The organism is Nostoc sp. DSM 114159, from assembly GCF_053470285.1.
Map to the genome: position 1 here is coordinate 530,638 of NZ_JBPFEH010000001.1, position 24,233 is coordinate 554,870.

Below are 24,233 nucleotides of genomic sequence, written 5' to 3' on the forward strand. Positions count from 1 at the left end.
TAAATTCTGACTCCTGGGTACTGAATTCTTAATAGAAAATATTAAGTCACTTTGCTTGGAATTTAAAATTAAAAATTAACCATGAACAAACCACAAATCACGATAATTGTTTCGCAACGTGAGCGATTCAGTTACACCCGCGAATCTTTAGAAAGCATTTATGAACACACTCAATTACCTTTTTCCCTAATTTATATCGATGGCGGTTCACCTCAGCATATCCAGCGCTACCTTCAAGAACAAGCCGCAGCAAAAGGATTTCAATTAATCCGCACAGAACATTACCTTTCACCCAACCAAGCCCGTAACCTTGGTTTACAACAAGTTAATAGCGATTATTTAGTATTTATTGACAACGATGTAATTGTCAGTCCAGGTTGGCTCAACTCCTTACTTGAATGCGCCAAAGAAACAAAAGCGACTGTAGTCTGTCCGCTAACTTGTATTGGTAAGCCATTGGGAGAAACAGTACATTTAGCAGGTGGTGAAGCTCATATTGTTGTGGAATCGCAAGAGACTGGAATTAAGCGACGGGTGCATGAAAAACATTACTTTGTAAATCGGAAAGTTGCTGAGGTGCAGGATCGACTTCATCGCCAACAATGTGAGTTTGCCGAGTTTCACTGTATGTTAGTTCGCACCGAGATTTTTGGGCGAATCGGGCTGTTAGATGAAGGATTTCTAAGCACACGAGAACACATCGATTTTGGTCTAAAAGTAGCTGAGGCAGGAGGTACATTTTACTGTCAACCGACTTCGGTAGTTACTTATGTACCAGGGCTAAAGTTTGAATTATCGGAACTAGCATTCTTTATGCTGCGTTGGAGTAATGCTTGGGAAATTGCTAGTTTAGAACACTTTTCTAAAAAGTGGAATTTGACAATGAATGACAAGTATTTCAAGAAGCGCTATAAGCGGATGGGGCATCGTCGCCATCAGGGATTTTTAAAACCGTTGCTAAGTCGTCTTACCTTTGGGCAAAATCCCCTGTGGCTGGAGAAAATAGCGATCGCTCTTGAAAGAAAATTAAATTACTACATTAGCGATCGCTATACTCATAATTCGTAATTCGTAATTCGTCAGGTTTTGGAGAATTGGTTGGTATGATATGGCGCATCGAGATCCCAAAAGTCTGAAAGCTGCTTTACCAGGAATAGTACGGATTTTGCAGCGGTTTTCGCCCCAGTTGAGCAAACAAAAGGCGCTGCTAATTGTATCCTTTGTGGCACTGATAGCTGAGATTTTCTTGCACCTGCTAGAACCTTGGCCGCTAAAGTTTATTTTTGATTACATCCTTGTAGCTGGTTTTCAGTCTCAGTCTTTGGGTATTCCCCTACTTTCAAGAATTAGTTCGTTTGCCCTATTAACAGGCTTGACGTTGGGGTTAGTTGCGATCGCTTTACTTCGTGCTACTGCTGCTTACTTCAGTGTAGTGGGCATGGCACTGGCAGCTAGTAATGTGTTAACTGAGATTCGCTCTCAACTTTACAGCCATCTCCAAAATCTCTCTTTATCATTTCATCACAAAGTCAAGACCGGCGATTTAATTACCCGCGTTACCTCCGATATTGAACGACTGCGAGAGGTGACGGTGATGGCAGTATTACCCTTAATTGCCCATTCCCTCACCTTAATCGGGATGATTTTTGTCATGTTCTGGCTGAATTGGGAACTAGCGCTGATTGCTGTCGCCGTGTTTCCCTTATTTATTTTCTTCACCACGCGCTTGACAAAACGCATCCGACAAGTAGTGCGATCGCAACGTCAACGCGAAGGTGCAATGGCGGCAACGGCGGCGGAATCCATCGGGGCAATCAAAGTAGTGCAAGCTCTTTCTCTGCAAAATATGCTGGAAACTACCTTTTACGGTCATAATCGCCAAAGTTTAAAAGAAAGTGCCAAGGCGCAAAAACTCGCAGCCGGTTTAGAACGGATGGTGGAACTGCTGGTAGGAATTGCCACTGCTTTAGTGTTATGGCGGGGTGTGCAGTTGGTATTGGCAAAGGCAATTACACCTGGGGATTTGCTCGTATTTGTCAACTATCTCAGGATTGCTTTTAAGCCGATGCGACAACTTGCCAAATACACCGGACAAATCGCTAAAGCTACTGCTTCCGGGGAGCGTATCTTGGATGTGCTGGATACAGTACCCGAAATCCGCGATTCGCAAAAAGCAATGGATGCAACGCCTTTGTTGGGAGGTGTGCGGTTTGAAAATGTCACCTTTGCCTACAAACCGACCAAGAGAACTTTACACAACATCAACTTTGAGGTGCAACCTGGTCAACACGTCGCCTTAGTGGGGCCGTCTGGTGGCGGTAAATCCACCTTAGTAAGTTTGTTGTTGCGACTTTATGACCCCTTAGAAGGGCGGATTTTAGTTGATGGTCACGACCTGCGGCAATACAAGGTGCAATCTATTCGCCAGCAAATTAGCGTGGTATTACAAGAGAGCATTTTATTTGCTGCCAGCGTCAAAGACAATATTGCCTACGGGTGTTTGGGAGCTTCAGACCAAGCAATTGAACAAGCTGCGCGTTTAGCAAATGCTCACGATTTTATCATGGCGCTACCCGAAAGCTACGAGACTATTTTGGGTGAGAGAGGAGCAACGCTTTCGGGAGGACAACGGCAGAGAATTTCTATTGCTCGTGCTGCTATTCGTGAAGCTGCGATTGCAATTTTAGATGAGCCAACCACTGGTTTAGACAACGAAAACGAACACGCTGTCAATGAAGCACTCGATCGCTTGACTCAGAAATGCACAACCTTTATAGTTTCTCATAATCTTAGAGCCGTTAAACAAGCCGATTTAATTCTCTACATCGAAGACGGACAGATTTTAGAGCAAGGTACGCATCAAGAATTACTGCGCTTAGGTGGACATTACAGCGCAATGTATGCCTTGAAATCTGCGGGAAATTCCCATGAAAGTCATCATGTAAAGACGCGATTTATCGCGTCTTTAAAGACCAATTATCTACACTAATAACCCTTAAATGAACTTTGTACAATGGCATCGAGACTATTACGGTAAATAAAAAAATATTCCGGGCTATATCCACTCATAGCAATAGTCTCGATACAAGATTTGGTAATTACTTCAGAAAATAGTCAATCTATATTTACCACGTTCCTGTGGATTTTTGGAAGTAATAACTATATAGTATGTATCATCTTCAGGCAACCTAGCTCGGTCAATTAAAGCACTGTAGACACCACTTTTGTCTTTGTCTTTATCAATCGCGATCGTCTGTCCTTTAGAATTTAGCAAAGCTACATAGGGAGAAAACTCTTCATCAACACTATCTACACGAATACTTATCAGTTGATTTTTTCTACCTTGAAAATTAGAAACATTGTAAGCGCCTCCATTTTGTTTCAAGGTTGAGCTTTTAGCAGTTAGTTGGCCTGATTCATCTAAAGTATAGCTAGCTCTATCATTCCTGAGAGCCAAACTATAGCGGCCTGTATCTCCAGGATCTTGACTAGTAACAGCAATCTTATAAATGCCATTTTTAGGCAGTCGCGCAAAAATAAATGCATCATCACCACCACTGCTTTTATCCAAAGCGCCTTTTTTAACGATGATATTGTTATCAGGATCGTGCAGAAACAACAACGGTTTTAAACTCAAGTTATTGGATCTGCGTGTATCATTACTGCCAATCAATCTAATTTGAACTAATTGATTTTCTCTGCCCTCAAACTCATAGAAATGAAAATATCTACCTTCAGATTGAAAGTCACCTTTACTCAGAATACCTAATGCAACATCTACAAAGTTAATCTGTTTGTAAGTTGGGGTTGCAGGTGAAGAAATCGCTGAATTATCGAGATTTTGGTTTCCTGTAGCGACATTATAACTTGGCTTGCGAACTCTCCCAGAACCACCATTAGAACGATTGGCGTTTGAGTTAGCAATTCTAGCTCTAGACGATCTAGATGCATAGCCACCACCATTAGAACGATTAGAATTTGAGTTAGAAGTTCTACGTCTAGATGCTCTAGGAGTAGAGCTATTATCTGAAACCCTGGAAGTTCGCTGAGAATTTTCTCTATGAGACGATACACGAGGAGCCTTTTGTACTGGTGACTCAATAGATATCTTCCGTCTTGGAGATGTTGATGCCTGAGAAGCAGGAATTTGCTCAATTCCTTTTTTTACTGCTTCTGGTTGTCTCTCATCTGGTGATTTAGCAATTATGAAATCTTGAGAACTGTGAGATTTCACCAAAGCACTTATAGGCAGCACATTACTTGTAATTAACAAACTACTACTCACGCAACTAATTAAAACATGACTTAATTTGCGACGATAGTTTTTGTTGTCTAATAGCATAATTACGTTCCTAATTTTGCTGATAATTTTGTCTTTTCTTGAAAAACAAAATTAATACTAGTTGCTGTTTTAGCCACAGCAGTTATGTAAATGAAAAGGGAAATTTAGCGTATATACTTTAGCGGCTTGCTAAAGGCATCGCCTGTAATCAAATGAATTCCTATATCCTAGATACCCAAATGTTTGCCTCAATCAAATCGGAAAAATTGTATTTTCAATTTAGACTACTAGAGGAAATCTCAATTTCGTAGGTATATACTGAGCTACAAACTTAAATTGCTGCTTTTCGGAATTTTGCCCAGATATTTTTGTAAACCTGACTAAATTGCTCATACAGATGTAATACATAAAGACTTGACGCCTATCAATTCGTCAAAAGGCATCGCTCAAACACAATTTTTTGCAATTTATCTAAATTGTTCAATACCTGATGAGGTAAGGAAATTGGGGATTTGTATGCTGTCTCAGTAATATTTACTAACAACAGAGATTATACTGCATGACTTAAGATGAATATATACCCCAACTGAAATGGATTCCCAGTATGCTCTGTTGTGTGAATCCCGATTGCCAAAAACCCTTAAATCCTGATAAAAACAACTATTGCCACAGTTGTAGAGCGGAATTGATACCCCTGCTAGGAGGTCGCTATCGTCCCACTCAGGTTTTATCAGACGAGGGTGGATTTGGTAGAACCTATCTAGCCAAAGATGTACACAAACTGAATGAATGCTGTGTTGTCAAGCAATTCGCGCCAAAACTTCAGGGAACTGGGCCGCTAAACAAGGCCGTTGAACTATTTAAACAAGAAGCGAGCCGACTGCAAGAACTGGCAGAACATCCACAAATTCCAACTTTATTGGCTTATTTTGAGCAAAATAGCTATCTCTTTTTGGTGCAGCAGTTTATCGATGGGCAAAACTTGCTCAAAGAATCGGAAACGCGGGCAAACTATAACGAAACGGAGATTCGCCAACTTTTACTAGATTTACTGCCAGTACTGAAGTTTATCCATCTGCGGGGAGTGATTCACCGAGATATCAAGCCACAGAATATTATTCGCCGTCAAAGTGACGGGCGATTAATCCTCATTGATTTTGGAGCTTCCAAGCTGTTGACAGCAACAGTGCATACTAGAATGGGCACTGTGATTGGCTCACACGGTTACACTGCACTTGAACAGATGCAAGAGGGAAAAGCTTACCCAGCTAGTGATTTATTCAGTTTGGGGGCTACTTGTTTTCATCTCCTGACTGGGGTTCGCCCATCTCAACTGTGGATACACCAGGGTTATGGTTGGGTTGCATCTTGGCGGCAACATTTAACCAGTTCAGGTAGGGATGGCATTTCTATATCTGTAGAGTTGGGTGAAGTTTTGGATAAGCTGTTGCAATTAGACATCCAAAAGCGTTATCAATCGGCTGATGAAGTCATCAATGACTTGACACCTCAAATGCCATCATTGTCATCAGTGCCCCCAACTATACTGACAACAACATTTGCAGCTCCTCCAGCAAACAAGGTGCTAGTTTCACCAAAATCAAATAACAATCTGAAAAGTCAACTGCTGTTAGGTTCTAGCATTTTAGTCTTGGGATTAGGGGGAGTTTGGTATTTTCAGTCTCGTCCCCAGATAGTCAGCGAGGCTCCTCAACCTGTTTCTCAGCCTGTTTCTCAGCCTATTCAGCCCCAAAAGAACGTTTCAGAAAATTCTTATTCACCCAAACCCTTCAAAGGGCATTCTAGTGACGTGAATTCCGTAGCTTTCAGTCCTGATGGTACAACCCTTGGCAGTGCCAGTGATGATAAGACAATCAAGCTATGGAATCTGACAGGTGGACAGGAAATCCGCACTTTAGAAGGACATTCCAATTGGATTTGGACTATAGCTTTCAGTCCTGATAGCAAAATCCTCGCTAGTGGCAGTGCGGATAAGACAATCAAACTGTGGAATGTGGAAACAGGAAAGTTAATCCGCACTTTGCAGGGAAATAACGACGGAGTTACTTCTGTAGCTTTCAGTCCTGATGGCAAAACCCTTGCCAGTGGCACTGCTAGTAAGGATATGAAAATCAAACTGTGGAATCTGGAGACAGGAAAGTTAATCCGCACCTTAGAAGGACATACCAGTGGTGTTGCATCTGTAGTTTTCAGTCCTGATGGTAAAACCCTTGCCAGCGGTAGCTGGGATAAAACAATTAAATTGTGGAATCTAGGGACAGGAAAGTTAATCCGCACCTTAGAGGGAAGTCCAGAATCGATTCTTTCAGTTGCTTTTGCTCCTGATGGCGTCATCCTTGCCAGTGGTAGTAAAGACAAGACAATTAAATTGTGGAATCTGAAAACAGGAAAGTTAATCCACACCTTAAAAGGACATAATGATAAGGTTAATTCTGTCGCCTTTTTGCCAAGCGTAGGTTCAAATGGTATCACCCTTGTAAGTGGCAGTAGTGACAAGACAATCAAACTTTGGAACCCAGTGACAGGAAAGGAAATCCGCACTTTGGAGACAGGTTCTGGATATATTTATGCCGTTGCCATTAGCCCAGATGGACAAACCATTGCCGGTGGTGGAAGTGGTGAGAACATTCTCAAAATTTGGCAGATGATTAATTAAAAATATTTGATAGCGTACATTCGGAATACATTGCAACTTTTTTGGGTTCTACCTCAGAAAGAACATTTAGCTGTGCAAAAATACCAAATTAATCCTAGCTTCAAAAGATGATATTGGCGAAGCCTGTATTATGCTAATATTCTCTACGTGTTCGGGATTATAGCTTGAAAAAAATCTCAAAATCTATCCTTAAACCTGCAAAAGTGGGTTAGATAAATTTTATCCTGTGAAAAAATATTTTAAATAAAAGTTATGATTAATATATTTTTTTTACTCATACTGTTTTCTTCACTTTTAGGGCGAATTAAATTTCCAGGAATAAATATTGGGATTCATTATTTATTACTTCCTGTATTTAGTTTTGGAATCATTAGTTTATCTTTAAAATGTCTCCCAGAAGTTGTTAAGAAGCATAAAATAATTGTGATATCTATAAGTCTGATGTATTTGTGGATGTGGTTTTCCTCATTAATAAGCGACTTCCCAAATATTGCTATTACTTATAGTCTAAAATACTCAACTTATTACATATTATTTTTTGCTTTTTTAGTATTAACCTTTAAGAATATAACCGCACCATCTTTAACATTTTATTATCGTTGCATTTTATATTTACTACAGATAATTGCAGGTTTGGGTTTTTTAGAGGTTTTACTTCCTAATAACTGGATTTTTAAATTATTAAAGTTTCCTAGCTTTTATCCTGAGATTGGTTCAATTATGCAAAACCCTAATCAGTTTGGGGTCATAGTCGCTATTGGATTATGTTTAAGCCTGATTTTAGAAAACCAGAATAAAATTTCTAAAATTGAATTACATATAAACGAATTCATTTTTCTAATTCCCTTAGCTTTGTCTGCCAGCGGTAATGGTTGGGTAATTTTTATAATTGGAATGCTGCTTTTGCTGATATATAAAATTATTAGTTTTAGAAAAATGATTTATCTAATCAGCTTGTTGTTTTTATTCATTTTAACTGCACCAGTTTCTACACGGAGAATTGGTTTAGCAGATAGTAAAATATTTCCATTAACTAATATATTTTTAGATAATTCAAGTTCAGTCAATCCAAATCAAAAAAAAATTCCTACTCTTATGGGAACAGGTCTTTCAAGGTTTCAAATGTGGCAGGCAGCTATTAATGAAACTATTAAAAGACCATTTACTGGTATAGGCATAGGAGTTTTTCCAGACCAGATAGGAGTGAAAGTTTGGGGGAAAAAAAGTTATCACGCACATAATATATTTTTAAATGTGTCAGCAGAGCAAGGAATTCCTGGATTATTGCTATTTACTAATTTTTTAACGAGAATAGCATTGAAGGTTAAATATGCTAATCCTTTAATTACTGTTCCAATTATTATGTTTTTAGCATCTCAAATTCCAGATGTTTTTACTGAAGACTATACTTTTACAACTATTGAGTTTTATTTTATAGCAGCGGCTATCAATTCTCGAAAAGATGTTGTCACCCAATTAAAACCTGAAATTATTGAAAATGCCAAAAAAATATGAGTGTTAAACCTCGTCTTTACTTAATATTTCCGAATATATTTGATTTCAAGGGAGGTATTCAAGTTTACTCAAAATTTTTGCTGAAAGCTTTACAAGATATATATCCTGAAGCTGATTATGATGTGTTTCTCAAATATGATAAGTATAGTTTAAAACAGCCAGAGAAATTGCAGTTTTTAAGTTCAACAAGATTTCATTATTTTGGAGATTTACCAAAATTATTGCAACCAATTTTATTTGCCACGAAAATAATTATTTTAGCTATTATTCAACATCCCGTTATAGTGATTTCCACTCATGTTAACTACGCGATTGTTTGTTATATTGTCAAATTTTTTACTAGAACTCCTTACTGGGTGGTTGCTCATGGCTTAGAAGTTTGGGATATCGAAAATAAGGCAACAAAATTTGCTTTACAAAAAGCAGATAAAATCATTAGTGTTAGTAATTATACTCGCCAGCGTTTGCTTCAAGATCCAAATATTGATTCCGACAAAATAGTTATTTTGCCTAATACATTTGATGCTAGTAAGTTTCCAATAAATTCTAAACCTACCTACTTACTCAAGCGATATAACTTAACAGATGAACAGCCGATAATTTTAACAGTAACGCGGCTGGGAAGTATGGCAAAATACAAGGGTTATGACCAAATCCTTTATGCTTTAGTGAAAGTGCGATCGCATCTCCCTAATGTTCACTTTATTCTTGCAGGTAAAGGAGATGATATACCTCGAATTAAAACTTTAGTTACCAACTTAAATCTCCAAGATTGTGTGACAATCGCCGGATTTGTTCCAGAGCAAGAATTGTGCGATCATTACAATCTCTGCGATGTTTTTGCTCTGCCTAGTAAAGGAGAAGGATTTGGAATTGTTTTTTTAGAAGCTTTAGCTTGTGGTAAACCTGTATTGGCGGGTAATCAAGATGGTTCTATAGATCCCTTGGCTGAGGGGAAGTTGGGATGTTTGGTCGATCCTGATAATGTTGAAGAAATTGCCGATAATCTAATTCAAATCCTACAAGGTGATTGCTCTAATCCAGTAATTTACCAACCAGAATACTTACAACAAAAAACTATTGAAGCTTTTGATTTTAGCCAGTTTCGGGAAAGTTTAGCAAAGTTAATTAGTAGTAATTAGTTACAATTTAATAAAATTTGGTAAAAAAATGGACGATTCAATATTTGTTATATTTCTTGCCTTTGGATTTATTTGGGTTTTGATGGGAGTTGTAGGTTGGATTGCGTTTCTCAAATCTGAGGGTGAGGAAATTAAGTTTGGTAAGTGGGGACTTATAGTTGCTATTCCCATCTTAATACCAATAATTGTTACTCTAATTATTGGTGTATTTTATCATTAAAAACTCACTAAAATCTATGTTTTTTTACTTTTGAATCGCACCTCTAACCAAAATCACTGTACTTTCAACACCAGAGGCGATCGCTTCGGGAATATTACCTTGAATCGCTTGCTGTAGCAATCCCTCGCGGGAAGCTCCCAAAACTACAACGTCGTAACCTTCGGTTTCCACTAGGTTAATCACACCTTCGGCGACTGAATTAGCTTGCACCGGGAGAGCAATTACAGTATTCGACAATTTACGGCGACGCATCAAACGGCGGATGGCTTGTTCTGAAATTGACATATCTGGCTTGAGTTCAGATGGCTTAAACACCTGTGTCAGGCGAATTTTCGGATCGTTTCCCAATGTAATTAAAGCCGGTAGCAATTTAATTGCTAGTGGGGAATTGGGACCACCAGCCACTGGAACTAGCCAACGGTTAAAGGAGTGCTGAGTGCTGAGTTCTGTTAGCGGAAGCGAGGCGTTTAGCCCGTGCTGAGTGGGGAGTTTTGAGTGGGGAGTAGTGCCTAATTTTACTAATACGACTTCGCAAGTGGCTTGGCGAATTATGGTATCAACAACGCTGCCAAAAATCCGACCAGGGGTAGATGTGTTACCTTTCCACCCCATTAAAATTAGGTTGATGTGTTGTTCGTTGATTGTCTCCAAAATTGCCTGCGCCACATCGTGGGTAACTCGAATCTGCGTGTGCAAAGGAATTTTCCACTTTTTTGCTAAGACTTCTGCCTGTCGTAGCAAGCGGCGACTTTTTGCCGTTCTTACCTGTGTTTCTGATGGGGAACTGTGGCGGGGTATCAGCATCACTTGCACGCAATCTATTTCATAATGGCGATCGCGGGCAATAGCTGCTGCCATTTGTAATAAAACACCTGCTGTTTCGGGATTAGCTACGGGTACTAATAATCTACCTCTACCAGTGCTGGGCGATCGCGTCTGGTAAACTATGTATGAAGGTTCTGGTCGCAGTTTCGGTGTGGCATTTTCACCATTGAGATGATCTGCTTCCGCCCGAATAATATCTGCACGGGTAATAATCCCAATCAGTTTTCGTCTATCTACCACCGGTAAGCGACTGATTTGATGGCGATCGAGTAAATATAGTACATTACTTAAAGTGTGAATTGGTGATACTGTCATCGGCACAGATGTCATAATTTCTTTTAAGAAAATATCGGCTAAATTGCGATCGCGAAATGTGTGGTTTGTACTCTCGCGGATTTTTAACAAATCTGATTGCGTTACAATCCCCACTAACTTGCTATCTTCTACCACAGGGAAACCGCGATGATGGGAACGAGCAAAAGCTTGCATTGCTTCTTCCAAGCTCATCTCTGCATCTAGAGTTTCTACCCGTTTTTGCATCACATCTTTTGCAGTTAACTTGGTTAATGCTCCTTCCATCGCAACTTCTTTGGTGAGAGTAATCCCTTTTAACTCCAAAAGTTTTTCATAAAGCGAACCAGGCATTACCTTATCCGCAACCAGGTAAGCAGCGACAGAAACAATCATCAAAGGTAGTACCAAGTTGAAATCTGTCGTCATCTCAAAGACAATCACAATCGCTGTGATTGGCACTTTCGAGACAGCACTAAAAAATCCACCCATACCCGCTAGGGCATAAGTCGTAGGAGAACCAACTCCGGTGATATATAACTCAGATACACCGATGATGTGTCCTAAGCAAGAACCTAAAATCAGACTGGGAGAGAATAATCCCCCCGGCGCGCCCGAACCAAATGCGATTAGTGTGAGGATGAACTGGGCTGCAAAGGCGATCGCGGCGACGCTAGGATGAGAATATCCAGTAATTAATGACTCCCGCAATCCAGTATTATCACGGAAGGATGGGGGGAGCATAGCCACGACAACACCAGAGATAAATCCAGCTAAAGCTACGCGCAAGGGCAAACTGATGTGTAATCTTTCGTAAAATTTAATACTAAATATAATGCCGCGATTAAACAATGCACCAAACAAGCCTGCCAAAATACCTAACAGTATAAAAAAGGGAATTTCTGGGATGGAAAATTGGCTGGAAGATTTTACTAATTGCAAGTTAAGGTCAAGAGAGCCACCACCCAAAAGTCGGGATATCACTCCACCAATAAAGGAGGCGATAATGGCAGTTCCGAGAGTCAATCCTGATAAATCTTGGAGTAATTCTTCAACGATAAACAATACACCTGCGATCGGGGCATTGAAAGCAGCAGCCAAACCGGCACCTGCACCAGCTGCAATCATCTGTCGTCGGTGATCTGGGGAAGTGGGAACCCAACGACTCATCCCTGCTGCCAAACCTGCCCCCACTTGGACAGTAGGGCCTTGCCGTCCCAGAGTCATGCCGGAACCGATGGCGATCATGGCACTGAGTAACTTCACACCTGCTACCCGCCAAGATAATGTCACAGGCACATTGGCCAGAGAAGCTTTGACTTGTGGAATACCGCTACCAGAAGCCTCTGGTGCTAATCTATCCACCAACCATCCAGCCAGAAATCCCAGGACAAGACCAATTGCAGGTAGTACCAGCCATGTCGGCAAAAGCTGGGTAGTATGCACTCGCCATGTCCCCAGCCATCCCGATCCGACTTTCAGGAATACCGCAGATAGGGCAGCAACCAGACCGATAATACAGGCTTCGGCGATCGCTAAACCTCTTCTAGGCTGCCACCAGGTGCGAAAACGCTGATTCATACCAGTTTTGGATTTGAGATTTTGGACTTTCCTGCAAAACGCTACGCGTAGCTTGCCTCCCCAGAGGGGTACGACTTCTCTACGAGACGCATTCGCGAACGCTCAGTCGAACGATTTTTGATGACAAATCTTAACTAAAAAGCTGTTCGGTGGAATCTTCAGAAGATGTTTAAAAGTCGTTGGCAAAATATAATTCGCTACCACACAAGCATTGTCCCCACTTACGAATTACTGTCTTCGTAGCGGGGCGTAGCCCATTACGAATTACGAATTACGAATTACGAATTATTTAATTGCTTCTTCCCGTAGTAGATAGCCCTTCTACGATCAGAGACGGAGTATAACAAGAACCATTCCAATCAACATCGCTGCCTAGTGTAACCAATTGCTTCAGGGCTGTGTAAACATTACCTGCAACCATCGTATCCTTAACGCGCCCAATTACTTGACCATTTTGGACGCGGTAGCCTAAATCAACGTTGATCGAAAAATCTCCAGAAATACTGCCGCCACCACCCAACATTTGATCGACAATCAAGCCATCATCTAGTTGTTGAATCAAATCTGGTAGCGATGCCGATCCAGGCTGGATGAGAAAATTAAATAAACCAGGGGTAGGATAGCTACCTAAACCAGGGCGAAAACCATTTCCAGTGGTATTAGTACCCAGTTGGGAGCCAGTGGTGCGATCGCTATAGAAATGCTGTAAAATCCCATTTTGGATAAATACCAGAGATTGAGTCGGAGTGCCTTCATCATCAAAAGGGCAACTGTAAGGACCAGCTTCTGGATCTTGGTAGATGGTGAGACTAGGTGCAACTACTTCCTTACCCAAACGTTCTGCCCAAGGTGAAGCTGCTTCTAAAACTCGCTTGCCATTCAAAGCGGCTTGTACAGTACCCCAAAGCATATCGGCGGCTTTAGAAGTGAATAAAATCGGGACCCGACCAATCGGAGGTGAAATATTTTCACTAGACCAAATTAACCGTTGTAAAATTTGGTTAGCTAATCTCTGTGAGTCGAGTTCCCCCCGATTGGTTTGACCATCAGCAACACTTAAAAAATCATCACCACGCACCCATTCTGCTGATATATAGCAGCTGAGGGTAGTGTCTGTATAATGACAATCTAAACCTTTGGTGTTGACTAGTCTGGTGGTTTCAATATCACATTCCCAGTCACCATTGCATACAACATCGGGATAGGCATCACGGATGAGTGCGATCGCTTCTTTGCCCCAGTCCACCAAAACCTCTATCGGGAAACTTTCTCCTAAATTGGGGTAGTCAGGCTGAAAGTTAGAGCCTAATTCGACAATTTCCGGTTGATTTAGTTGACTCAAAGCCAGAGCTTTTTCTACCATTACTTCGGCTAAGACAGAACCGTAAGCCACCGTCAGTCCCGGACGCCCATTTCGCCAAAGTCGTAGTGCTGTGCCTTCAGATTGGTTAGTTTCTAGCTGTTTGAGTCGGTTTGCCTCAAAAAACACGGGACGAGAAAGCGATCGCGACTGATACACTTCAGCAGCTTCTGCTCCAGATTTTATAGCTAGTTCCAGCAACTGTTCGGCTAGTGTATCTTGTGACAAATTTTCAGAACCCATGACCCTTAGTGAATTGTGGATTTTGAACCGCATATCAACGCTATCTTTTGAGAAGTGCGATGTCTACGACGGGCTACGCCTACGCACCTTCCAGTGATGAACGCAGATAACTATCCAAAAATCATCAGTGTTTCTTTACAGTTACGATTTGAAACCGCAGATCGACACTGATGGACGCAGTTAATTATCCCAAATCATTGTCATGTCTCAACGGATCTAGTCATTTGTCATTTGTCATTTGTCACTTGTACTGAGCGTAGTCGAAGTATTGGTCATTTGTCATTTGTCATTTGTCATTTGTCATTGGTCATTTCTCATTGGTCATTGGTCATTAGTTATTTATTATTCTCCCCTGCTCCCTGCTCCCTGCTCCCTGCTCCCTGCTCCCTGCCCCCTGCCCCCTGCCCCCTGCCCCCCGGTCACTGAGCGTAGCCGAAGTGCTGCCCCCTGCTCCCCTGCTCCCCTGCTCCCCTGCCCCCCGGTCACTGAGCGTAGCCGAAGTGCTGCTCCCTGCCCATTTTTACAAATTAACCTCCTGCAACAGCCAAAAACCAGCAAAAGATTCTGCTTTGGGATCGGACTGTACGCCGATAAAATGTACTCCATTAGCTTTTTGCTTGGCTGCTTCAAAACCTTTGGCTTCTGCTAAGATTTGAGGTTTTTTAATATTTGCCACAATCCAACTTTCAGTTACGCCAGTTTCTAAAAGCAATCTCGCCTCTTCGCTGGCGTCAAATCTTAAGAAAGCTAACTCCAAACCTGACATCCAGCCAGCCAAGGGCAACGCTCTCGATGAGAAAATCAAAATACCAGGAATACGGGCTTCGGGTAAAACTTTCGCCAACTCTAAAGGGAAAGCCTCACCAAAGCCAATTTCCCACTCTGGCATATCAGCAAAATCCGCAGCATCTAAGGTAACAAATACCCACTGTTGTCCTTCTAAAGCATCTGGTAAACGTTGTGGCAAAGGTTTCTCTAAGCGGACTGAGGGATTAGTCCCCTCTTGATACCCTGTCTCTTGAGGATACACTTCTTCCATCCGCTGTTCTAACCATTGGTTGAGAACCAAAGTGCGGCGGCTAGGCTGGGCGGGAATACCCAAATCTTGGCAAGCTTTAGTAATCATATTGTTCATTTGGCGGCGGAAAAAGCGGATTTTAATTGGTGCTTTTCCAGCTTGGTTAATAGCCTCCTGCAATGCTGTCCGCAACCAGCCCGAATTTACCTGGGTACTGGGACAATATTGAGCATAGCGAAACAAAGAGTCTACTTTTGCGCCGATATTCAAGGGGCTTTCGCAGACTAAGACTTCCCAAACTTTTTTTTGATTAGCGTCCAAAATCGGACGGGAGTAAAAATCGATTTCCCAAATACTGCCCATGTTTTGCGGTAAAAATCTGGCTGTTATGTTTTCCTGATATCTCGATCATACGAGTGTTGGGGCAGCAGGGGAATAAGGCAATACGGTTCGGGTTTTGGGGGAAAGGGAAAAGGGTAAAGGGTAAATTCAAACCTTTCCCCTTTACACCTTCCCCTTTTCCCAAACCACAAGGGAGGTGAAGAATCCTTATCTGAACCGTATTGGGGAATAAGGGAGTGGAGAGTAGGGAGTCGGAGCAAGGGGAATGAACGAGTCTTTGAGGTGGATAATATAAATACTAAGCATGTCAGACCTAGAGGTTTTATGTCCCTGACGCTTTAAAAGTTGGAAAAAATGCAACAACAGTACAGTACCCCAGCGATCGTATGGAATTAGCCAAGAGTAATTAGGATAATGCTAAAAGACATTTCAGAGGTAGATGGATGCAACTAGAAGATTATTTTGAGTTTTTAGACCCAGATGACATCCGTATCAAAGGGCATCGCATTGGTATTGATAATGTAATTCAATATTACTTGCAAGGATATTCACCAGAGCAAATTTTAGAAGAATTACCTTCCCTGAATTTGGAGAAAATTTACGCTACGCTTACCTACTATCTGCATAATCGTGTTGAAATAGATGCTTATATGTTGCGGCTAGCAAAGTGGCGAGAACAGCGCTATCAAGAATCATTAGCTAATCCTTCAACTTTGATGCAACGTTTAAGAGTATTAAAGGCGCAACGCGAGCAGGAGTTGCTAAACTCTTGGTGAAGGTACGTTTTCTCCTTGATGAAAATTTGTCGCCCAAACTGAAGATAGCTGTTTTGCGCTTCAATCCAGCAATAGATATTCTGCGCGTAGGCGATGTCGAAGCACCACCATTAGGTACGCTTGACCCAGATATCCTGCGCTACCTGGAATTATCCCAACGAATATTAGTTACAGACAACCGCAAAAGTATGCCCCAACATCTGGAAGAACACTGGGGAGATGGAGGACATATTTGGGGACTAGTTTGGTTGCGTTCCAGTGGGAACCTCAGTATTTGGGCAGAAACAATTTATTTGATTTGGGAAACGACTGAGGCAGAAGAGTGGATTGATAGATTGGATTGGATTCCACTTTAAAAATTTGGCATTGTTAAATTGAAACTATCTCCCTCATTTCCCACGGTCGATCCAAACGCCTCTGAGTCCAGCTGCTTTAGCTGCATGATAATCTTCTACAATGCTATCGCCGATATGCCACGCCGCCTCTGGGGAACATTTATGTTTGTCTAAGGCAATGGCAAAAATTTGCGGGTCGGGTTTAGCTGCACGTACCTGCGTAGAAATGGTGACGGAGGTAAAAAACTCTCTCAATCCCAAACTTTGCAATACTGAGTAAATCCGAGAATCAAAATTGGACAGCACCCCCAGGCTAACTCCCAACCGCCGCCAGTTGATTAAAGCTGGTAAAACATCGGGATAGACAAACCACGGTTCGCCAGTGCCAAAGTGAATGTAAAGTTCGCTAAAAAAAGCCGAAAAGTCAGAAAATTCCTTGAGAACACCTGCCCTTTCAAAAGTGTTCAGAGCAATTATCCGCCACCAATCAAACTCACGCTGGGGAATATCTTGCAGTTCTGCATCTGGAAATATCGGCGGTGGCGCTGTTTTAAAGCTTTGGATGAAAGCTGTATTCAATGTTTCGCCTGAAACTGTAACGCCAAATTCCTGGGCGATCTGACTATAAACTTCGCCCACACTACCTTTGACATCAAAGAGTGTACCCACAGCATCTAAAAAAATAACTTTCGGTTGTTCCATTAAAGTTTGAAAATTTTGAATGTTGAATTTTAGATTTTGGCTTGTTCAAAGCTTCTGTGGGTTGAGTCTAGCATCTGCTAAGTAGATTGGCGGAAATTAAACAAATCATCGTAAACATCTTGGTTTTTACCAATGCCCAATGACGGCAGTTGACGGCAGTTGCTCCACTTGGGGAGACCCCAAGACCGCACTGCCTCCTCCACTTGGGGAGACCCCAGACGCTCGCAGACTCGCTTGCCACCAGCGCTATGCGCTAAAGCGTCTCCCCTTCTCCCAAAGGGAGAGGCTAGCGCCAAGGGAGAAGACCGCACTGCCTCCCCAATGCCCAATGCCCAATGCCCAATGCCCAATTCCCAATTCCCAATTCTCAACCTTGAAAGTTACCGAGAAAGTGTTTCTATAATCGGACGGAATAGCCAATTAAAACCAACTTTTAGCTGATGGTCTAAAGTTGGCAATCTATATAAATAAGCAGCACGGCGAGCGATGTATGCTAAGGGGCCATCTAGTTTAATTCCCAAACCACTGAGAGTAGCGTTGTCTATTCCTAGCGCCATCATCTCTCCTAACTGTTGGTAGTGGAAGGGAAGGAGGGGGCGATTAGTCAGAGTTGCCCAGATATTCCAAGCAGTATAATCAGCTTGTTGAAAAGCCGCTTGTGCCGTAGCAGGGACTTGCTGCCCTTCAGCATCATGGCAGTCTGCTAAATCTCCCAAGGCAAAGATTTCTGGACGATCGAGGACTTGCAGATTGGATGTAGTAATGATTTGGCCGCGCTGATTTTGCTTGAGAGGAAGAGATTTCACTACGGGCGCAACCTTAGTTCCTACAGTCCAAATTACCAAATCCACAGGAATCGTGTCTAACTGGTTTTTGTACTCTAGGGAAATGCAATTTTGCTCGATTGATTCGACTTTGGTTTCTAAGTCAATAAATACACCACGGGCATCTAATGCTTTCTTTGCTGCTTCCCGATTAAACTCTGGGGAAGTTCGCAAAATTTGGTCGGCGATTTCAACGATCCGAAAGCGTCCTCTTTGGCCTAGTCTGTCAGCTAACTTACAAGCTAACTCTACACCACTGTAGCCAGCCCCAACGATCGCTACCCGAATTTTATCAGCATCGGATTCTTCTAAAAATCGCAGACGTTCTTCTAAACGATAAGCATCAGAGATGGTGCGGAATGTGTAGGCGTAGGCTGCCGCACCAGGAACTAAATCTAGCGGTGTCTCACCTCCTAGCGCCAGCACCAATCGGTCATAAGGGATTTCCGGGCCTTCTTGGATATTTACCCGTTGCTGGTCGATGTCAATTCCAGACACAACGCCTTGATAAAAACGCACCCCTGTGCCTTGTAAAAGTTCTTCAAAGGGTGGGGCAATTTCCCAGGTTTGCAGTTCGCCAGTGAGTAATTCGTAAAGTAAAGGAGAGAATAGGAAGCGATCGCTTTGATCTATTAGAACAATTTCGGGTTTTTGCGTAGATTCCCAAGGTAATTGGCTTAACCGCAAGGCTGTGTAGAGACCACCAAAGCCTCCACCAAGGATACAAATTCTAGAAGTTTGTTCAGTCATCTATTCTATGTTATGGAACAATCAATATTAATTAGGCAACTAACTTCAGGGTAACTGAAAGTTTAGGTTTCAAAACCCTCCATTTGTATGAATGGTTTTAACATCGCTAACTCAACACTGCTTTGGTGAGAAAATTGGCCAGCTTGCAATCTAACAATTGGATAAACTTGTTGGAAAACATTAAGGTTTTATTTCCATGAGTTGGTTTTTTTTCGACGCTAGGAGTTTTCTTGGCACTAATATTGCTTAAAAGTTAGTGTATCGAACTTACTGTGCTATTTCATACTCAACCACGACTTAGATGGATTTCAATTCGTTCCAGTAAGTCTCTGAAGCGAAATGGCTTGGTAATACAGTCATTGGCTCTATTTTTGAGTGCGATCGCTCGTTTGCGAGCGTCTTTACGAGCTGTGATGATATTAATGGGTAGCGTCTGTCCCTGTCTACGAATTTCCCTTTATTAGCAAGGACTAATTGCCGCGATTGGTATTAGGTTCGTAAGCGATAACCCATCCCTCTAACGGTTTCAATGATGTTGCTGCCTAGTTTCTTGCGGAGATAACCAACATAGACATCAACAATATTAGAACCTGGATTATAATCGTACCCCCAAACGAAATCTAGGAGTTGTTCTCGACTAATAACTTGTCCGGGATAACGACAAAACATTTCTGCCATTGTAAATTCACGGGCAGGTAATTCTACAAAGCGATCGCCTACTTTTACCCGTCGAGTCCGCAAATCGAGTACCACATTACCCGCTGTGAGGATAAACTCTGGGGTATCTCTCACTGACCTAGCAGATCGCAAACGCAACTTTACCCGCGCCAGAAGTTCTTCAAATCGGAAAGGTTTGGTGACATAATCATCCGCACCTCCTTCTAGTCCAGCGACTTTATCGTGAATGTCACTCCGAGCCGAGAGAATAATTACAGGTAAATCTTCTCCCTGTCCCCGTAGTTCTTCCAATACCTGAAAGCCATCTTTTCTAGGCAATCCCAAATCCAAAATTAGTAAGTCAAAAGCCCCACTGTGGACAACATCCACCACATGCAGTCCGTCGGCAACTATTGTCGTTGTAAAACCTTGCGATCGCAATCCTTTGTCAATAAATGAGGCAATGCGGGGTTCATCTTCAGCGATGAGAATGTTGGGCATAAGCACTCATTTCTTGCGGGGAATCGAGGGGTAAAACGATACTAAACATTGAACCTTTTCCTAGTTGACTTTGAAGCAATACCTGTCCATCATGCGCCTGTGCGATTGCTCGGACAATTGACAGCCCCAATCCCGCACCCTCGGAACGACGACGACTGTTATGAGTTCGAGCAAAACGTTCAAAAATCCGTCTTCGATCGATAAGGGGAATGCCTTCGCCTGTATCGCTTACCCAGAAACGTACTTTTCCTTTAGCGATCGCAGAACCTATGGAAATAGTATCATTCTTTCCAGTATGCTGAGTCGCATTCTGGGCTAAATTCATTACAGCCTCAGTAATTCTCTGGCGATCGACTATAATCTGACCCTTTGCCACCGCATCTATTTGCCAGTCCCGCTCTGCCAGTGCCTGGGCTTTGGCAAATAACTCTTGGGTTAACTCGGCTACATTCACCGTCGCTAACTGCAAAAAATCTAAGCGTTCTGCCTTTGCCAGCAAAATCATGTCATCCACCAGACGACTCATTCGGTCTAATTCTCCGATAACCAGTGCCAAGGTTTCCTGTTGCTCTTGAGGGTCATCTCCCATCAGTTCCAAATGTCCGCGAATTATGGTAATGGGAGTCCTGAGTTCATGCCCAGCATCGTTGACAAATTCTCGCTGGGTGGCAAAAGCTGCCTCTAGTCTGTCCATCATTTCGTTGAATGTCGTTGCTAGTTCTGCCAGTTCTCCCTTACCTCGCGTAGGTAAGCGCTGGGTTAAATCTGACTCACTAATTGCATGGGCAGTGGTGGTAATTGTCCGTAGGGGAGCTAGCACTCGTCCCGCCGCCAACCACGCCAGAAAGAATGACACTACAAACACTAAACTAGAAACTTCAATAATTACGGAAACTGCTTCCAGTGTCTCTGCTCGCTCACCATTTGTATTATGGGCAACAACAAAAACACCTCGCGTTTTTCCATTAATTTTAATCGCTTCCACCATGTAAAGGATTTTACTGAGATCGGGGTCGGAAAATTCTTTTTCTCCCTGTTCTGGTTTAGTTTGTTTTGCCCACCGTTGCATGAGTGGTGAGTCTTTGGCAAGTGGTTTGGGACGCGCTCTAGGGCTAGACTTATAAAATTCACCATCAACAAAGGTGATGAAATAAGAATCATCCTCTGGTAGTCGATATAACAGATAAGCTCTGAAAAGCTTAATCAAATCTTCTTTGGAAGTGGGAGGAGCAATTTGTTTTTTTCCAGCCAGCAACCATTTCAATTGCTCCGGGCCAATTACTACGTCTTCTGGATCGTCCTCAGTCCGCGAATCCTCTGTAGCAAAGGTTTCACCTTTAATTAAGGCATTGAAAGCCGCCATGTCTTCTACCATATCTTGACGAACCCGCTCATCAATGCGGTGGTAGAGCTTATAGCGAAACGCCGGAATGGCGATGAGAAATGTTATCCCCAAAATCAGCAAGTACCAGAGCAAAATCCGGGTGCGTGCTTCTTTAAATACTTGCTGCCAACCCGAAAACAGTTTTGTTATTTTAATCCCAAACCTGCGATCGCGGCGATGATTGGTGATGCTGCTCATTTTTACCCCTCCCCATTTGAGACAGTTTATCGCAATTGGGGATCGTGGGCTGGAGACTGGGGAATGGTTGGCGATTCAAAGGTGGATGAACGAGATTCTAACTCTGCTTCATCCCCAATCCCCAATCCCTAATTTCCACTCACTGAGACAACCGCCAAATCTTAATCGTGTTATCTTCACTACCGCTAACAAGGGTTTTGCCATCAGGAGTGAAGGTAACAGATGTGACGGTGTTGGTGTGCCCTGCTAATGTGAGAATTTCTTCTCCTGTAGCTGTATTCCACAATTTGATAGTGCGATCGCGGCTACCACTAGCAACAATTTTACCATCGGGACTGAAGGCTACGGATGTGACAGTATTGCTATGTCCTGCTAAGGTGCGAAGTTCTCTTCCCGTAGCTAAATTCCAAAGTTTAATGGTGCGTAGGCGTAGCCCGTCGTAGACATCGCGGCTAGCACTGGCTAAAGTTTTACCATTTGGGCTAATAGCCACAGTTGTCACTGTTTGAGAATTTCCTTCTAGTGTGCGGATTGGGTATCCCTTTGCTAGATTCCAGATTTTGATCGTCTTGTCAAAACTGCCACTGGCCAGAATCACACCATTAGGACTAATAGCCACTGACCGCACCCAGAATGTATGCCCTGCTAGTGTCCGAATTTGCTCTCCTGTTGCCAAATTCCAGATTTTAATCGTATTGTCATCACTCGCACTAACTAAAGTCTCGCTATCAGCACTGATGGCTAGGGCATGAACTGAGTCAGAATGCCCTATAAGAGTGCGAATTTGTTTTCGCGTTGCCAAATTCCAGATTTTAATCGTGTTGTCATCACTAGCACTAACTAGAAGTTTGCCATCTGGACTAATTACTACGACATTCACCTGCTGAAAATGCCCTTTGAGTGAAGCGATTAGTTTTCCGGTTGCGAGATTCCAAAGTTTGATAGTGCCATCGTCGCCACTGCTGGCTATGGTTTTACCATCGGGACTGATGGCGACAGATAAAACTGAGTTTTCGTGTCCTTGGAGGGTGTTAGCTAAGGAAACTTTACCCAAGTTAATCTGGCTCAAAATCGCATCATTTTTACTAGGACTATTTTGTTGAATCAACCTAGAGACCAAACTGGTTTGAATCCGGCGAAAATTTTTATACCAAGATTCGCTGAATCCAAATAACAGAATGAAAGCACTTACCAAGATTAAAATCCTCAGTAAGGGATAGCTTTTTGGTAAAGCTGGTGCTTTAGTTGCTGGTAATTTCCCAGATGACTTACCCGCAGGTGGCAGTGCGAGGAGTTGTTTGGGAGTCAAGTCTCTTAGGACTTCTTCGGCTGACTGGTAACGTTCCTGGATATCTTTTTTCAAAAGCTTGTCGATGACAAAATCCAACTCAGGATTTAACGGACTCCGCAAATATTCTCGCCAATTACTTACCCAGGCGTACCCAGATTCCATCCACAACTGAAACGGAGAATTTCCCGTTAGCAGATGAAAGCACGTAGCCCCCACACCGAACAAGTCGCTGGCGGGGAAAGCTTTCCCATCTCTAATTTGTTCTAGGGGAGAATAACCATGCGAACCAATGGATGTGCCAGATTTCTGCTGAACTTTGGCGGTAAATTGCTTTGAGGAGCCAAAATCAATTAGGCTTAATCGTCCATCATTTTTATTGCGGATAATATTTTCTGGCTTGATGTCTCGGTGAATAACTTTGCGATCGTGGATAAATTTTAGGATGGGTAGTAAATCTAACAAAATAGATTGAATGTCTCTAGCGTTATAAGCCTTGCGCTGTTGCAACTCCTTTAACAAATTATCTCCATTAATAAACTGCTGCACCAAATATAGGCAGCCGTCTTGCTCAAAATAAGCTATCAAAGTCGGAATTTGGGGATGTTCCCCAAGGTCTTGTAGTCGCTGCGCTTCTTCGGCGAACAACTCCATCGCCTTTTTTTGCGACCAAGTTCCTTGGAATTTTGGAGCTAATTGCTTGATAACACAGCGTTCATTGAGTTTATCTACGTCTTCTGATAGATAGGTTCTGCCAAATCCCCCCTCATCTGAAAGGACTCGGATCACACGAAAGCGATTTCTTAAAAGTGACACCAGCGGGGTGCTACAACTTTGGCAAAACTTCTTTCCATTGGGATTCAGGGGATTTGAGCAATCGGGATTTAAGCAGCAGATCATGATCTGACAGGCGCGACTGCATGACAACTTAGGCTAAGTTTGTCCCGAACTTTCCCTTAAGATAATTGACTCTCGCTTACTTGTGGTAGATCAACCCTGTTCTGGGGATTGGGGAATTACTTATATAGTTAGCTTTTGTAAATAGTAGTCAGTCTTCCTCATCTGTGGAAAACTACGAGAGCCATAAGATTAATTATTCTATCGATTATATAATAATTTAAATAAAAATATTGGTAGGAACTTTTAAACATAGTAATTTTGCTTGTATCTTAGCAAGCGACAACTGACTAAGTAATGAATATAAACCCCGATCAATAAATCATTACTGACTATCAAATATAGTCAAAATGCTTACTAAATTTGTTTTAGCTATTTTAAATTGCCCATAATTAATTATTCATTTGATACCTCAACTAAAAAGG

19 protein-coding genes are annotated in these 24,233 nt (G+C 42.2%); 8 read left to right on the forward strand and 11 right to left on the reverse strand.

All coding sequences use genetic code 11. The annotated features are described in order from the left end of the window. The first annotated feature begins 81 nt into the window (after positions 1-81). On the forward strand, positions 82-1,068 hold the full coding sequence (locus ACR5KR_RS02085) for a glycosyltransferase family 2 protein (RefSeq protein ID WP_445627986.1): 987 nt from the start codon (positions 82-84) through the stop codon (positions 1,066-1,068). Positions 1,069-1,108: 40 nt separating this feature from the next. Further along, complete coding sequence (locus ACR5KR_RS02090; RefSeq protein WP_448265269.1) at positions 1,109-2,989, forward strand: ABC transporter ATP-binding protein; 1,881 nt, start codon at positions 1,109-1,111, stop codon at positions 2,987-2,989. A 114-nt stretch (positions 2,990-3,103) separates the two neighbouring features. Here ACR5KR_RS02090 and ACR5KR_RS02095 read toward each other — a convergent pair whose 3' ends face one another. Beyond that, positions 3,104-4,342 (reverse strand): peptidase, encoded by a 1,239-nt coding sequence (locus ACR5KR_RS02095; protein WP_448265270.1) that lies wholly within the window; start codon positions 4,340-4,342, stop codon positions 3,104-3,106. Between the two features lie 544 nt (positions 4,343-4,886). Here ACR5KR_RS02095 and ACR5KR_RS02100 point away from each other — a divergent pair. From ACR5KR_RS02100 to ACR5KR_RS02115, 4 genes are all read left to right on the forward strand, one after another. Continuing rightward, positions 4,887-6,959 carry a protein kinase domain-containing protein gene (locus ACR5KR_RS02100; protein WP_448265271.1) on the forward strand — a complete coding sequence of 691 codons (2,073 nt, stop codon included), beginning with the start codon at positions 4,887-4,889 and terminating at the stop codon, positions 6,957-6,959. A gap of 252 nt (positions 6,960-7,211) precedes the next feature. Next, on the forward strand, positions 7,212-8,474 hold the full coding sequence (locus tag ACR5KR_RS02105; RefSeq protein ID WP_448265272.1) for an O-antigen ligase family protein: 1,263 nt from the start codon (positions 7,212-7,214) through the stop codon (positions 8,472-8,474). Then, a complete protein-coding gene (locus ACR5KR_RS02110; protein WP_448265274.1) occupies positions 8,471-9,616 on the forward strand; it encodes a glycosyltransferase family 4 protein in 1,146 nt (381 codons plus the stop codon). Before ACR5KR_RS02105 ends, ACR5KR_RS02110 begins: the two co-directional genes overlap by 4 nt. Positions 9,617-9,644: 28 nt before the next feature. Next, on the forward strand, positions 9,645-9,836 hold the full coding sequence (locus tag ACR5KR_RS02115; RefSeq protein ID WP_448265275.1) for a hypothetical protein: 192 nt from the start codon (positions 9,645-9,647) through the stop codon (positions 9,834-9,836). 24 nt (positions 9,837-9,860) lie between these two features. Here the strand turns inward: ACR5KR_RS02115 and ACR5KR_RS02120 are convergent, their stop codons facing one another. From ACR5KR_RS02120 to ACR5KR_RS02130, 3 genes are all read right to left on the reverse strand, one after another. Then, a complete protein-coding gene (locus ACR5KR_RS02120) occupies positions 9,861-12,533 on the reverse strand; it encodes a chloride channel protein (protein WP_448265276.1) in 2,673 nt (890 codons plus the stop codon). Positions 12,534-12,822: 289 nt separating this feature from the next. Next, complete coding sequence (locus ACR5KR_RS02125; RefSeq protein WP_445627978.1) at positions 12,823-14,136, reverse strand: TldD/PmbA family protein; 1,314 nt, start codon at positions 14,134-14,136, stop codon at positions 12,823-12,825. Between the two features lie 520 nt (positions 14,137-14,656). Beyond that, entirely contained in the window at positions 14,657-15,517 is an 861-nt protein-coding gene (locus ACR5KR_RS02130; RefSeq protein ID WP_448265278.1) for a Tab2 family RNA-binding protein, read from the reverse strand. A gap of 422 nt (positions 15,518-15,939) precedes the next feature. Here ACR5KR_RS02130 and ACR5KR_RS02135 point away from each other — a divergent pair, with 422 nt between their 5' ends. Next, positions 15,940-16,272 (forward strand): DUF433 domain-containing protein, encoded by a 333-nt coding sequence (locus ACR5KR_RS02135; RefSeq protein WP_445627973.1) that lies wholly within the window; start codon positions 15,940-15,942, stop codon positions 16,270-16,272. Next, positions 16,269-16,628 carry a DUF5615 family PIN-like protein gene (locus ACR5KR_RS02140; RefSeq protein ID WP_448270058.1) on the forward strand — a complete coding sequence of 120 codons (360 nt, stop codon included), beginning with the start codon at positions 16,269-16,271 and terminating at the stop codon, positions 16,626-16,628. The genes ACR5KR_RS02135 and ACR5KR_RS02140 overlap by 4 nt, the downstream gene beginning before the upstream one ends. Positions 16,629-16,661: 33 nt before the next feature. Here the strand turns inward: ACR5KR_RS02140 and ACR5KR_RS02145 are convergent, their stop codons facing one another. From ACR5KR_RS02145 to ACR5KR_RS02175, 7 genes are all read right to left on the reverse strand, one after another. Next, on the reverse strand, positions 16,662-17,309 hold the full coding sequence (locus tag ACR5KR_RS02145) for an HAD-IA family hydrolase (protein WP_448265280.1): 648 nt from the start codon (positions 17,307-17,309) through the stop codon (positions 16,662-16,664). Between the two features lie 77 nt (positions 17,310-17,386). Further along, positions 17,387-17,680, reverse strand: a complete 294-nt coding sequence (locus ACR5KR_RS02150; RefSeq protein ID WP_448265281.1) for a hypothetical protein — start codon at positions 17,678-17,680, stop codon at positions 17,387-17,389. A gap of 9 nt (positions 17,681-17,689) precedes the next feature. Then, complete coding sequence (locus ACR5KR_RS02155) at positions 17,690-18,883, reverse strand: NAD(P)/FAD-dependent oxidoreductase (protein WP_445627970.1); 1,194 nt, start codon at positions 18,881-18,883, stop codon at positions 17,690-17,692. Between the two features lie 286 nt (positions 18,884-19,169). Then, a complete protein-coding gene (locus ACR5KR_RS02160) occupies positions 19,170-19,334 on the reverse strand; it encodes a response regulator (RefSeq protein ID WP_448270059.1) in 165 nt (54 codons plus the stop codon). 38 nt (positions 19,335-19,372) lie between these two features. Beyond that, positions 19,373-20,041: a response regulator transcription factor gene (locus tag ACR5KR_RS02165; protein ID WP_448265282.1), complete on the reverse strand. Its 669-nt coding sequence runs from the start codon at positions 20,039-20,041 to the stop codon at positions 19,373-19,375. Further along, the gene (locus ACR5KR_RS02170; RefSeq protein WP_448265283.1) at positions 20,019-21,623 is read right to left on the reverse strand and encodes a sensor histidine kinase; all 1,605 of its coding nucleotides are present in this window, start codon (positions 21,621-21,623) and stop codon (positions 20,019-20,021) included. The genes ACR5KR_RS02165 and ACR5KR_RS02170 overlap by 23 nt, the downstream gene beginning before the upstream one ends. Before the next feature lie 139 nt (positions 21,624-21,762). Beyond that, positions 21,763-23,811: a protein kinase domain-containing protein gene (locus ACR5KR_RS02175; RefSeq protein WP_448265284.1), complete on the reverse strand. Its 2,049-nt coding sequence runs from the start codon at positions 23,809-23,811 to the stop codon at positions 21,763-21,765. Between the last annotated feature and the right edge of the window lie 422 nt (positions 23,812-24,233).